Below are 12,585 nucleotides of genomic sequence, written 5' to 3' on the forward strand. Positions count from 1 at the left end.
GCGAGAGATTTCAAATGCCGCCAAATCGCTCAAGCATCTTTCGAAGCTGCATGTTCTGTTGACGCAGATGTTCTGCCAGAAAGCCCTTCAATCGTCGATTCTCCTCCCCAAGTACGACCAACTCATCGGAGGGTACTTCGAGTTGAACCGCTGTCGATCGCACAATGGCTGCGCCTTTTGCACCCTTGGTGCGATGAACGGCGCCTGCGTCACGCCGACGCCGCGGCGCTTTCGGATATCCCTGCTCTGGAAGGTTCTCTTTCGATTCCGAAATCGGATTGAAGGCTGCAATATCGTTTTGCTGCGGCGGACAATTTTGCTCCGTCTCAGCCAATGAAGCCGAAATCTTTTTGTCGTCGAGGGTCCCGATCCTGTCGTCGCAATGAGTTGCCGGCTCCAAATTCGGCGACATCACGCCATCCTGGTCCTCAGTTGCTGAAACCGTGCTGGGCTTGAACAGATGAGGCGCTTCCGCCTCCGCCTCACGCGCAAGAGCCTTGAGATCCATGCTGCCCCAAATTGCATCTTGCTTCAGGCTTGAACGTCGACGCCCCGATTTGAATTCGACGACGAAGCTTCGTTGCTGTGTTTTCATATGTGTCCGATCTTTGAGATTTTAAGGCAAGCTCACGATGGGTCGAATCGCTGAAGCAGCTTTTTAAGCTGAACATTCTGCAAGTGCAGCTTTTGAGCCAACTGGCCTCTCAGTTGCTTGATTTCTTCATCAAGGCTGATCGCCTCATCGAAGAAAGTTCCCAGGGGCGACGGGGATTGCGCACTTTGATTCTGACTTGTGGCAACGATGCTTGCCGCATCCAAATTGGTGCGAACTTTCTTGACGTGTGTTGGCGGCCTTGTCTGTGGCGTTCGCGGAGACTGTTTGCTTGTCGCGTTTTCCCGCACCAACGCATGTGCTTCAACACTCGATTGGCGAACTTCCTCACGCGCCGATGCCCGGACCTCTTCAATATCGCCTGGCAGCGAGACCGCCGGCGTCGCATCGAGATCGCTTCCAGTTTCATTTGACGGCGACGTCGCCGCGAGATCTGCAGGTGGGGTATGATCGTGGTCAGGTCTATCGGATGCTTCCGTGGAACTTAACGGAAGTATCGACGTCCGTTCTGCTTTGCTTTCGATTGCCGTAGCTTCAGCATCATGCTCAATCGAAACCACCGGCGTGTCGGTCGCTCGTCCCCGCAACGTCAATTGAACAAGAAATTTCCATGGTGATTTCATCGTGCTTCAACCTCGAGCAAACTGCACCACGACGTTGCCGCAGCTCTGGATCTGGTTCGCGAGACGAGCCCGGGAATATCTCTCCTACCAACAATGCAGTGGTCGAGAGCGATCCCGTAACCACTGCATTGTTGCGCAGTGATCAATCGAGCCCGAGTCTTTTGCGCAAATCGGCATTTTCCGCGCGCAACTTCTCTGCCAGAGTCTTGCGAAGCCGCTTGTTCTCTTCTTCAAGCTGAAGAAGATCCGCGAATTCATCGATTGCCGGAACAGACGTCTGGGCCGCCTGCCCGGTTTGCTTTATCGCGCTATTTTTTCTGGGACCCTTGTTGGGGCCTCTCGTCTTGCGCTGCTTGGCGACTGGCGTTTCGACCAGTGTCGCTTCACCGGCTTGCTCGACACGCTTCCTGCGCCCCCTCGGCACTTTCACAGTCTCCGCAGTTGAGGCAGCTGTTGCTTCGGCGGCTATCTTCTGACGTCGTGGTGCGCGTTGCTTCTTAGGAGCCGGCGTCTTTGCCGGTGTATCCGTCTCTACGCCCCCGACAATAGAGCCTGTATTGTTCTCGTCAGCCATGAATTATCTCCCCTGTGTTGCCGCAAGTTCTTTTCGGCTCAGTGAAGGACGGAGTCAATAAGAGCGCAATGGACAGCCCGCCGTTTTGGAGCACATCGTTCACCATCCATGTTGGAAGATTGGCGGAGGTGAGGTTCACTCGCTCGCCTTGAGGGACTTGGAACCCTTGATCCTGCGGTCGGCTTAAGTCAACAGCCTACAACAGCAAGCATCAAATTCCAGATAGATAGCAGTACCATCGGCTATGAAGGGCCCCGATGCCGTTAACGCGAAATTTCGCGCGCTACCGTCAATAACATCTCGGTCATCACAGCCGCCAGAAACAGAGCCATCAAAGTTCCCGACGTTATCTATACCAAGTGGCGTCCTTCAGATTGCGGTACCAAGCCTCAGGTCTCAATAACCGTCGTATTGGTGACAGACCGACCTTCAGCTATCCACGCCTCTGCGACGAAAAGTGGATCAGCTGAGGGTGTTATGGCTGTCATTCCAGCGGATACTGTATCTAAACGTTGTTCAACCCTCCAAAGATTTCGGCGATATCCGTCTCCCGAACGCTATCACCGACGTACCAGCTCAACGTGTCGTAGAAGCCGAGGAAGGAGCCTTTGGTTTTCGCAAGAAGCGCCGTGGCTTCCGCGCCGGTGATCGAAAGCTTGGTGACAAAGAAGGTGACGAGAGCGGCTTCGGTCTTCGGATGGGCAAACACCTGCGCCGTCGGTGAATTGGGCAAAAGCACAGGCAGTGCCGGACGTTCCGGCCGGCACGGTATAGTGACCTCCAGACGGATATCACGCGATGATGCCCCCGCTTCTATGACGAAAGCCTCCGCATCCAGCACCCACGCGGAGCGGGCGGCGTCGAAATATTGGAAGTCGCGCTCAACGAGCGCAAGTGTCACCGTCTTCGCTTCACCGGGTTCCAGATGCAGTTTGACGAAGGCTTTGAGTTCACGGATCGGCCGTTTCAAACCGGGTTTGACCGGACGGACGTAGAGCTGAACGATTTCCTTGCCCGCGACCGATCCCGTGTTGCGGATGGTGACGCTCACGGTACAAGCCGCGCCCGGCGCGATCTCCTGTATATTGATCGCGAGATCCTCATAGGCAAATGTCGTGTAGCTGAGGCCATGCCCGAACGGGAATGCCGGGGCAATGGCCTTGAGATCGTAGAAGCGGTATCCGACGAAAATGCTTTCGCTGTAGAGATGACGCCCCTGCTCGCCGGGATAGGTGTGCCAGCCGGGAATATCCTGTATCCGCGCGGGCATGCTGGCAGACAGCTTGCCACATGGGTTCTGCTCGCCGAACAGAATGCGGGCAATCGCTTCGCCACCGCCCTGCCCGGCATAGAAGCCGGCCAGCACCGCATCGACCTCGTCGAGCCAGGGCATTTCGACGGCATCCGGCATGGAGAGTACGACGACAACCTTGCAGCCGGCCGCAGCCAGCGCATGGACGAGGGCATTGTGGCTCGCGGCCAGTTTGAGCGTATCGCGATCGTTGCCCTCGCCATGCCGGCTCTTCTCGTTTTCCACAAACACCACTGTCGTATCCGCTTTTGATGCCGCGTCGACGATCGCGTTGATCGACGCCTCCATCTCGACGTTGGCTGTAGATGCGAATGGCAGGTGCTGTACCTTGAAGTCCGCACCTGCTCGTCGAGCAATCTGGGCGAAGGGACTATCGACGCGATAGGGGTTGGTCGTGGCGGAACCGGAGCCCTGGATAACGGGCAAAATGGCACCATCGCCCACGACAAGAAGCCGCCCCGGGCTTTTTGGGTCGATCGGCAACGCTTTACGTTCGTTGCGCAACAATACGATAGATTCCGCTGCGATCACCCGTGACAGGGCATGGTGTTCCTCCAAATCGGTGGCGGTGTGAAGCCGCTCGCGGGCCGTGCACTTGCGCAAGAGCTCCAGCACCTTCACGCAGGCTGTGTCCACCGCCTCCGGGGCGACATCGCCGGCCTCGATCGCGGCTTGGAGCCGCGTCTTGCGCGGTTGGCTCTCCGGCATATCGAGATCCGTCCCGGCAAGAAGTGCCGTGCCACGGTCTTTGATCGCGTGCCAGTCCGAGACGACAAGTCCGTCATAACCCCATTCTTCGCGCAGAACAGTGGTGAGGAGCCACCGGTTTTCGGCAGCCTGGACGCCGTTCAGCAGGTTATAGGAGCTCATGACGGTCCACGGCGCGCTCTTTTCTATCGCGCGCTCGAAGCCAGCCAGATAGATTTCGCGGAGCGCCCGTTCATCGACATCGGAGCTGGTCGTGGTCCGCTCCATCTCGGAATTGTTGCAGGCAAAATGCTTCAGTGAGGCACCGACGCCATTGTCCTGCAGACCCGAGATAACAGCTGCCGCCAGATCGCCGCTGATCACGGGATCTTCGGAAAAATATTCATAAGCGCGGCCGGCCAGCGGGGTACGCCTGATGTTGATGCCGGGGCCAAGCAGCAGATGAACACCGAAATTCCGGCATTCCGCCGCCAACGCCGCCCCCATGCGATAGGCAAGATCGACGTCCCAGGAACAGCCGAGCAGGTTGCCGTTTGGAAAGCACGTCGCCGGTCGGGTCGCACCGAACATGCCGCCCGATGCGTCAGCCTGTTGGTCGACGAGCTGCAGGAATGCCTGCAGGCTGTCCTCGTCGCTGTCGCCGGCGTCGATCTGTGTGGTCGAATAGCGAACGCCATAAGCGCCGTCGGTCATGATGATCGACGGAATCCCAAGTCTTGCGATCGCTGTTGTTTTCCAAAGGCCGCGTCCGCTAAGGAGATCGACCTTCTCGGCAACCGTCATTCGGCCGATGAGCGACTTGATTTCGTCTTCGCTGGGCTGAAACATGAATAGTCTTTCGGGTTCGAAGCTGCAGCCGACGGCCGCTCAGCAGATCTTCTGAAGCAGTTCCATCAACATCATCCGCTCGGCGAGCGTCAGGGTGCTCATCGTTTCCTGCGAAATCTCAAGCGCGATCGACAAATTGCGCGCCACCGTCGCCTCGCCTTCGGCCGTCAGCCGCAAGACCAGACGCCGTGCATCGGCCGCATCCGGCGCAGTGTGAACAAGCCCGCGCTTGACGAGGCGATCGACGACGCCTTTGATGGTCGCCATATCCATCGCCGTCTCGCGGCCAAGATTGCCCTGCGAACAGGGCTGAAGATCCTTGAGCTTGACCAGGGCTGCCCATTGGGTGGTGGTCAGTTTCTCCGCCATCAGGTTTGCGAAGATGGCCACATGGCGCTGGTTGGCCTGACGCAGGTAAAACCCGATCTGCTCGTCAAGAGCGTATTCGACTTGCTGGCCTTTCTCATTGGTCGTCGATGAAGATGTAGCTGTCGGCAAGCCGGCTTTGTCTTTGAACGGAACGTCCATCGGATCTCCCAAATTTCGCTGTTCGCCTCTCCGAGCAGCACCGCCGCAAGATTTATGATCGCCACAGATTCAGGATGGCCTCGGTCGACAAGATTTCAATCTGCTCGGAAAGCCTTGGCGCCAAATTTTCCAGAATGACTGAATGCGCAGTCCTGTCGCCGCTTGCCAATGCGTCTTTTGCGAGAATGACGCGATAGCCGGCATCGACGGCATCGAGAACGCTTGCGTAGACGCAGACGTCCGTCTCCACGCCCGAAAAGATCAGTGTATCGATACCTGCTGCTTGCAATCGCTCCGCAAAACCGGGCGCTCCGAAGACCGAATAGGTCTCCTTGTCGATGATGGAGCCGGGGCCAGCGATCGCCGCAAGCTCCGCGACGAGATCGAGCATCGCAATGTCCAGTTCATCGACCGTCACAGCCGCCCAGCGACGATAGTAATTCTTCCACCGGCCCTTGGCGCTCTCCGCGTTTTGCGGAACGATAAAGCGCGCAAAGACCGTATCGGATGGCCTCGTTTTACAGAGCGCCAGCACGTTCGGAAGTATCTCCGCAAGCGCCGGCGTGTGCCACGCCGTTTCTTCGGCAAAGAGGCGCTGCATGTCGATGACGACATGCAGCGTGTTGTTCGAGAAAGGCGCCGTTGCCATGATCAGTTCGCCACCGGAACCGAATGTTCCGGAGACCAACTCAAGGTAATGGTGTCGCCATCGCTCAAAACCTTACCGTCGCGGTTCTGCGCAAACAGCTTGAGCGGCAGGCCATCCGGGGTCTCCAAGAGGTAGGACAACACCGGCCCGGCATAGATGACGGTAGTGATGCGGGCGGTCAGGCTGTTGCCATCCGTCGGTCCGGATGCAATCGACATCTTTTCCGGGCGGACGGCCAGCGTGACCTTCGAGCCATTGGCGGGCAGCGTGCCCGTGGTCCTGACGAGCGCGCCATCGCTGAGGCGGACGGCGCCATTATCGACCGTCCCGTTGAGGAAATTCGAATCGCCGAGGAATTCCGCCGCAAAGCGCGTCAGCGGCCGCTCGTACACCGTTTCCGGTTCGCCTATCTGGACGATACGGCCTTTGTCGAGGATGGCCACCTTGTCGGACAGCGTCAGTGCTTCTTCCTGGTCGTGGGTCACGAAGATCGTGGTCAGCCCGCTTTCGCGCTGGATGCGCAGCAATTCGACCTGCATTTCCTGACGGAGCCGGCGATCAAGCGCCGACAGCGGCTCATCGAGGAGCAGCACGCTCGGTTTGATGACGATGGCGCGCGCAAGCGCCACGCGTTGCTGCTGGCCGCCGGAAAGCTGCTTGGGCGTACGCTCGCCAAAGCCCGGAAGACGCACCATCTCCAGGGCGCGGTCGACTTCCTTGCGGGCTGCCGCACCCTTGATGCCGCGCCGCTCGAGGCCGAACGCGACGTTCTGGGCGATCGTCATATGCGGAAACAGCGCGTAGGACTGGAACATCATGCCAATGTTGCGGCCCCAGACCGGAATGTCTGTGACATCGTTGTTGCCGATCGTAACCACGCCCTGATCCGGCTTGATGAAACCCGCGATGATACGAAGCAGCGTGGTCTTGCCGGAACCCGACGGTCCGAGAAGGCTGGTGAAAGAGCCTTCCGGAAACTCGGCGGTGATGTCGGCGAGGACGGGCGTGGCGCCATAGGTCTTGGCAACGGATTCGACTTTAACGTTTGTCACGGGTGTCTCCGGGCTTGGCGAAGCGCGCAAAAATCAGGATGACCGTCATCGAGCCGAGCAGAAGCACGGTCGAGATTGCATTGATTTCTGGGGTGAAGCCCTTGCGGATCGAGGAGTAGATCTGCACCGGCAGAGTGGTATAGCCGGGCGTTGCGAGAAAGTAGGAAATCACGAACTGGTCGAGCGATACCGCGAAGGCGAACAGGGCGGCACCCAGGATGCTCGGATAGAGCAGCGGCAGCGTCACCGAGAAGAAGGCGTGCACTGGGGTAGAGCCAAGGCTCATCGCTGCTTCTTCCAGGTCGGAACGAATGGTCCGGAAACCGGTGCCGACCACCAGAACCACATAGGGGATGGCGAGTGCGACATGTCCGATCAGCAAGGCGTGCATGCCGCGCCCGATGCCGCTCCAGTAGAAGAAGATCAGCATTGCCGTGCCGGTGATCAGCCAGGGGATGGCGATTGGCGGTAGCAGCATCAGTTGCAGCAGGCTCTTGCCGCGGAATGTCCTGCGCGACAGCGCCACCGAGGCCATGGTCCCGAGTGTCGTCGCCAGCACGGCCGTGATCGTGGCAATGATGATGCTGTTGAGGCCGGCAGTCAGAAGCACGGTGTTGCTCCACAGCGCCTGATACCACTGCAGCGAAAAGCTGAATGGCAGTTCGTAGAGCGGCGATGCGTTGAACCCCATCGCCATCATCACGAGAATAGGCGTGTAGAGGAAGATCAGAATAGCGATGAGATAGATACGTCCGAGCGGTTTCATGATCCTCTCCTCAAGCTGCCGCGCCGCGGCGCAGGACGCCGGAAAAGGTTGCGAAAATAGCGAGCACGACGGCCAGCAGTGTAAAGGACAGCGATGCGCCCAGAGGCCAGTTGAAGGCCTGGGTGAACTGGTCCTCGATCACCGTCCCCATGGTGACGCCGACGCGACCACCCAGGATGCGCGGCTCCATGAACGAACCAATGACAGGGATGAAGATCAGGACGGACCCGGAAATCAGGCCGGGAGCCGCGAGTGGCACCAAAATCTTGAACAGAATGGTCCACCAGCGCGCGCCGAGGCTCGATGCAGCCTCTATGATCGCGTCGTCGATAGCCACAAGGGCGATGTAACAGGTCAGGATCATGTAGGGCAGATAGCCGTGAACGAGACCGACCACGATTGCATAGCGCGTGTAGAGAAAGCCGATCGAGCCGGCGTCAGGCGCAATCATATGCAGCAGATTGTCGAGGAAGCCGTTTTCCCTGAGCACCATCGTCCAGGAAAAGACGCGCACGAGGCCGTTGGTCCAGAAGGGCAAAAGGACCAGGATCAGCAGCATCTCACGCGTCTTGCCGAAGGTTGAGCGAACCAGCGCAACGGCGGCGAGAAAGCCGAGTACGGCGCAGAACAACGTTGTCCAGAAGCCGATCAGCAGCGATGTGATACCAATACCGACCAGATAGGGCTGATCGATGAAGGCGCGGTACTGCTTCAGCGTAAAGACGATGGGGGCCTTGCCCATCGGTGTTGCCGACATGAAGCTGAACACCAGCATGGTCAGCAGCGGTAGGAAAACTGCAAGCGTCAACCACCCGTACGTCGGAAGCAGCAGGGCGGTCGTTGAAATCCATGACGGAAGCGTCCGCCGGCTGCGCGGACCCGAAGGTCCGCGCTCTGACGCCGATGTCAGTTGATCATTCTGCATAGAAGGCTTTCACTTCCTGCCATGTATTGTTGAAGGCTTCGCGGCGATCGTCCGGCAGAGCCGACATGATGCCCATCGTCTTCAGGTATTCCGGCTTGTGCACCTGGCGGCTGAGATCGTCGGCCGGCAGCGCTGCGAGAGCGGCCGAGTTCGACGAAGCCGGTGCACCCACCTTCGTTGCCCATTCAACGTAGAATACCGGATCGATCAGCCAGTTGGCGAAAGCAAGGGCGCCTTCTGCATTCGGAGCCGATGCCGGGATACCGAGGCCGTCAACCCAACCGATGCCGCCTTCCTTGGGAACGACGAACTGAACCGGAAGCTTCGAATTACGCTTGGAGCGCACCGAACCGCCAGACCAGAAGAGCGAGAGATCGAATTCCTTGGCGGCGAACGACTTGTTCCACTGGTCTTCCGTGGACCATAACAGCTTGACGTTCGGCTTGATCGACTTCAGCGCAGCCGTTACAGCGGCAAGATCCTTCGGATCGTTGATGTCCTGGCCGCTCATCAGGGCGCCGACGCCGACGTTGATGATGGGGTCGTCGTCCATGGCAACGCGGCCCTTGTAGGCGGGATCAGCCAGAACGGCGTAACTGTCTGGAACAGGCATACCCTCGCGGATGGCGAGGGAGGTCATGCCCCAAACCCACGGCACTGCGAAGCCCTTGCCGTCCTTGCTGAAGTTCGGATTGGAACGCAGGGCTTCATCGACGGTTGCAGCGTTCGGAACCTTGCTGAAATCGATCGGCTGAAGCAGGTCCTCGGCAGCGGCCTGGGCGCAACGTGCGGCGTTGAGAACAACAAGGTCGTAAGTGCCTGGATTGGTGCGCAGCTTGGTCAGCATTTCCGATTCGGAGCTGTAGTAGTCGTGAACGACTGCAATACCGGTCTTTTCGGTGAAAGCCTTGATGGACCACGCTTCGTCCGTGCCGTAGCCCTGCCAGTTCAGCACCGTGATGGAGCCAGCGGAAAATGCCTTGCGCGGCAGGCTGGAGAAGCCGACGCCGGCGACAAACGCCGCGGACATCAACTTCATCGTGTTGCGTCTGGTGAGTTCAGTCATTGTGGTACCCCTCTGGAACATACACAGTTATGGATGATCGTGACCGCAGTCAGCGACCTCAACGGATCGGCCAGGCCGAAAACAGATGACGTGTCGCAAGCACATCAAATTGTTTGTATGCAAACTATAATCAGAGGTGATCCAGCATTTGAAATACGCTTTTTTGGGCGAGCAAAAGCCTGCACCGCACAAGGCGGGACATCATTTAACAACAAAAAGTGGCGCATAACTCCAATAACCTCCCACCTACATCACTTGATCGTAGGCAAGCCTCCAGTTCAACCCTCTGATTTTAGCATCAGTCTTGTAGTTTTTTTATTTGTACACAAACTATTATTGAGGAAGCGATACCTGTCAAGCGATACCTTGCATCACAAGAGGGTCGCACGGGGAGAAAGAGACTTCGAGCTGGCGATCCCGGGCGCTTTCAGCAACCGTGATACGTATACCTTCCTCAGATGCAACGAAGCCGGCATTCTCTCCATCCAGACGGGCGGCAAAAATGCTCTGAACATTGACGCCCGGCAGCTCGATGTAGCCACTTCCGGAGGTTGGCGCGACAGTGCAGGCAAACCGCCCCTCTGCGATCGCGATGCGAGAGAGCGTGGTCCGCAGATCAGTCTTCAGCGTCACGCGCTCGTTTAGCGTCATCACAAGGTTTCCGGCTTCGACGCTCAGACGCAGCGCTCCCGAGGGCGACACCATCGGTCCGAGAGCAACATCTTGTCCGGTGTTGCATATGGTCCAGCCCGTCCAAGGATCGAACTCCACAATCTCGCCCGTCGCCATCAGCGGCAACATGGCGGCCCAGATATAGAACGGGTCGGTATCGCCTTGGTCCATCGCTTCGCCGGTCACCGCGTTGTAGTTTTCAGAGGCGATGCGATCCTTCCGCCAGGACTGCATGAAGAGGTCGTAGCTCTGGCGGGCAAGCTTGCTCGCTTCCGCAATAAAGCCGTAACGGCGCAGGCCGAGCCAGACCATGTAGTTGACATTCGGCCAGATGCGTCCGCGCCAATAGACATTGTCGGCGAAGGCGGGATCGTCTCGTGTTGCATTCGGAAGCACGTAGTCACCGCCGAAGGTGCTCGCATCGCTCAGATGCTCAAGCAGGCGAGCTGCCTGCGCTGATGTCGCCGCGCCGCAGAGCAGCGGATAGAAGCTGGTCGGAGACAGCGACCGCACGAAGCCACCACGACGCTGGCGGTTGGCGAAGATGCCACGGCTTTCGTCCCACAACGTTTCCGAGATGAGTGTGCGGCTGCGCTCGGCCAGCGCTGCGAATTCGCGCGCATCATCATGCTTGCCGATCACGGCGGCCATTTTCGACAGCATTTCGGCGTCGAGAGCCGCTGCGCAGTTGAGGCCCAAATCGAAGGTCGACAGCGTACGAGTGACGGGATCATAGACCGCCTCGTCGTGAGTAGCGGAGTTGTCCATGCCGGTTTCGTTGCGAGCGGCAAACGCAGTTCCCTTGTAAAGGCCTTCGCCAACATCCGACGTGCCACAGGAGAGCAGGCCAAAGCCGTCAGGATCCCGATTTTCCTGCCACCAGCGACGATTGCGCACCAGCGCATCATAGCTCGCCTGGATCATCGAACGTTCGCCCGTTCGCTGGTAGAGCTGCCAGACAACAAGCGCGCCAAACGGCAACTGGCTGCGATCAACCCATGCATCGTTGGAGGTGACGATGCAGGCAATGTTGCCCTGCGGCGTCGCGCCCGCCATTGCCGTCGCCATGTTTTCGCGCGCCAGATCCGCATCGAACACGCCGGCGAGAAGTGCCGCGAAAATCTGGTCGTTGAACCAGACGGCAAATTTCCCGAGGTTCCAGATCCGCGTCACCGCCGTGTACGGACGCGCGTTGGTTTCGTCCCAGATGGTGTTCCAGGCCACCACATCACGCATCGCGTCGAGTGCGCCTTCGAACAAACCGGCCTGCGCATCGGAGATATCGGCGGGTGCTCCGGCGGCGAGGCAGGCCTTTGCCTTCGCAATCGCAAGCTCCGCACTATCGGCAACACCGGCGGCATAGGCGCCCCTGCGCATCATTTCGAGGTTGAAGCGCAAGGCGATGACCGGCGCCTCGTTTTTGCGGGTGGCGGTGTAGAAGTAGCCGTTCTCCTCGAAATCCGCGCGCAAGGCTTCGATCGTGTCATGCCCGGTTACATGCACCGGCGCTTCAGCGGTCGCGACCGCCACGAACCGGGTACCGATCTTCACGAGGGTGACGTTTCTCCCTGCATCGTGGGTAGTGATCTCACCGCCATCGGAAGAGATCGCGAGCGTCAGCCAGAAGCGCAGCCCCCATTCGGCCGACACCTTCCCGTCCCAACTGCCGCGAACGGCAAAGGGATCGGTCTTCGTCGTCGAAAAAGCCACGGTCGTGCCGCTGTGATCTGTCTCCAGCTCGATCAACGAGCCGTCGATCGTGTGGCGCCCCAGCCGAACGGTATCGCGGCGCGGCTCGATCGCGGAGGTCGTCTTGCTGCGGGTAGAATAGAGGATCGGCGTGATCCGAACGCCGAGCGGCAGGAAAACCATTTCGGCCGGTCTGTTGGACCAGCTGTTCCAGGCGCGCATGAGGGGAATCGTCGAATGTTGTGGCATGGCTCTATGGTTTCCGTTCAGTTTAGCAACGGTATAAGCTTCGGTGCGGCAGTCAATCCGCTCTTGTCGAGACCGTCGCCAAGAAAGGGAGTGTTGGTGTAATAGCGATTTGCAGCCGTGTTGGCGACGCGCAGTTCCAGCGAATGGACGCCAGGCACCAGCCGCCCCCAGGCAGACCGGTATGGCCGCCAGCCTCGGCGATCGTTTTAAGCGTCGTCCAGCCGCGCGGCGACCACGGTATTGGCTCCAGACGACGTTGGTGCACGGATCGTTTATCGATGATGGGATAATCGGCTGCGATCGCCTCAGCCTCGTGCCACCACTATGCCCT

Annotated in this window: 11 protein-coding genes and 1 pseudogene; all 12 read right to left on the bottom strand. The window is 58.8% G+C overall.

All coding sequences use genetic code 11. The annotated features are described in order from the left end of the window. Positions 1 to 10: 10 nt before the first annotated feature. Positions 11 to 595: a hypothetical protein gene (locus AC1RO0_RS28905; RefSeq protein ID WP_498595985.1), complete on the bottom strand. Its 585-nt coding sequence runs from the start codon at positions 593 to 595 to the stop codon at positions 11 to 13. 32 nt (positions 596 to 627) lie between these two features. Beyond that, positions 628 to 1,236, bottom strand: a complete 609-nt coding sequence (locus AC1RO0_RS28910) for a hypothetical protein (RefSeq protein ID WP_498595986.1) — start codon at positions 1,234 to 1,236, stop codon at positions 628 to 630. A 142-nt stretch (positions 1,237 to 1,378) separates the two neighbouring features. Beyond that, positions 1,379 to 1,810, bottom strand: a complete 432-nt coding sequence (locus AC1RO0_RS28915) for a SyrB-like regulator (protein ID WP_498595987.1) — start codon at positions 1,808 to 1,810, stop codon at positions 1,379 to 1,381. 505 nt (positions 1,811 to 2,315) lie between these two features. Then, positions 2,316 to 4,658 (bottom strand): beta-glucosidase family protein, encoded by a 2,343-nt coding sequence (locus AC1RO0_RS28920; protein ID WP_498595988.1) that lies wholly within the window; start codon positions 4,656 to 4,658, stop codon positions 2,316 to 2,318. A 39-nt stretch (positions 4,659 to 4,697) separates the two neighbouring features. Beyond that, positions 4,698 to 5,186: a MarR family winged helix-turn-helix transcriptional regulator gene (locus tag AC1RO0_RS28925; protein ID WP_498595989.1), complete on the bottom strand. Its 489-nt coding sequence runs from the start codon at positions 5,184 to 5,186 to the stop codon at positions 4,698 to 4,700. Between the two features lie 52 nt (positions 5,187 to 5,238). Beyond that, positions 5,239 to 5,835, bottom strand: a complete 597-nt coding sequence (locus AC1RO0_RS28930) for a cysteine hydrolase family protein (RefSeq protein ID WP_498595990.1) — start codon at positions 5,833 to 5,835, stop codon at positions 5,239 to 5,241. Between the two features lie 2 nt (positions 5,836 to 5,837). Beyond that, entirely contained in the window at positions 5,838 to 6,887 is a 1,050-nt protein-coding gene (locus AC1RO0_RS28935; RefSeq protein WP_498595991.1) for an ABC transporter ATP-binding protein, read from the bottom strand. Beyond that, positions 6,874 to 7,653: an ABC transporter permease gene (locus tag AC1RO0_RS28940; protein WP_498595992.1), complete on the bottom strand. Its 780-nt coding sequence runs from the start codon at positions 7,651 to 7,653 to the stop codon at positions 6,874 to 6,876. Before AC1RO0_RS28940 ends, AC1RO0_RS28935 begins: the two co-directional genes overlap by 14 nt. A 10-nt stretch (positions 7,654 to 7,663) precedes the next feature. Beyond that, positions 7,664 to 8,578, bottom strand: coding sequence for an ABC transporter permease (locus AC1RO0_RS28945; protein ID WP_498595993.1), 915 nt, complete (start codon positions 8,576 to 8,578; stop codon positions 7,664 to 7,666). Next, on the bottom strand, positions 8,568 to 9,644 hold the full coding sequence (locus AC1RO0_RS28950) for an ABC transporter substrate-binding protein (protein WP_498595994.1): 1,077 nt from the start codon (positions 9,642 to 9,644) through the stop codon (positions 8,568 to 8,570). Before AC1RO0_RS28950 ends, AC1RO0_RS28945 begins: the two co-directional genes overlap by 11 nt. Before the next feature lie 354 nt (positions 9,645 to 9,998). Then, on the bottom strand, positions 9,999 to 12,254 hold the full coding sequence (locus AC1RO0_RS28955; RefSeq protein ID WP_498595995.1) for an MGH1-like glycoside hydrolase domain-containing protein: 2,256 nt from the start codon (positions 12,252 to 12,254) through the stop codon (positions 9,999 to 10,001). A 17-nt stretch (positions 12,255 to 12,271) separates the two neighbouring features. Next, positions 12,272 to 12,496: pseudogene (locus AC1RO0_RS28960) on the bottom strand (hypothetical protein); the annotation flags it as partial. Positions 12,497 to 12,585 lie beyond the last annotated feature (89 nt).

The sequence above is a fragment of the Rhizobium sp. GW821-FHT14E12 genome (assembly GCF_058803745.1).

Coding starts and splice junctions, on each gene's coding strand:
- AC1RO0_RS28940 (WP_498595992.1), bottom strand. CDS start 7,653: ATGAAACCGCTCGGACGTATCTATCTCATCGCTATTCTGATCTTCCTC.
- AC1RO0_RS28945 (WP_498595993.1), bottom strand. CDS start 8,578: ATGCAGAATGATCAACTGACATCGGCGTCAGAGCGCGGACCTTCGGGT.
- AC1RO0_RS28950 (WP_498595994.1), bottom strand. CDS start 9,644: ATGACTGAACTCACCAGACGCAACACGATGAAGTTGATGTCCGCGGCG.
- AC1RO0_RS28930 (WP_498595990.1), bottom strand. CDS start 5,835: ATGGCAACGGCGCCTTTCTCGAACAACACGCTGCATGTCGTCATCGAC.
- AC1RO0_RS28920 (WP_498595988.1), bottom strand. CDS start 4,658: ATGTTTCAGCCCAGCGAAGACGAAATCAAGTCGCTCATCGGCCGAATG.
- AC1RO0_RS28910 (WP_498595986.1), bottom strand. CDS start 1,236: ATGAAATCACCATGGAAATTTCTTGTTCAATTGACGTTGCGGGGACGA.
- AC1RO0_RS28905 (WP_498595985.1), bottom strand. CDS start 595: ATGAAAACACAGCAACGAAGCTTCGTCGTCGAATTCAAATCGGGGCGT.
- AC1RO0_RS28915 (WP_498595987.1), bottom strand. CDS start 1,810: ATGGCTGACGAGAACAATACAGGCTCTATTGTCGGGGGCGTAGAGACG.
- AC1RO0_RS28955 (WP_498595995.1), bottom strand. CDS start 12,254: ATGCCACAACATTCGACGATTCCCCTCATGCGCGCCTGGAACAGCTGG.
- AC1RO0_RS28925 (WP_498595989.1), bottom strand. CDS start 5,186: ATGGACGTTCCGTTCAAAGACAAAGCCGGCTTGCCGACAGCTACATCT.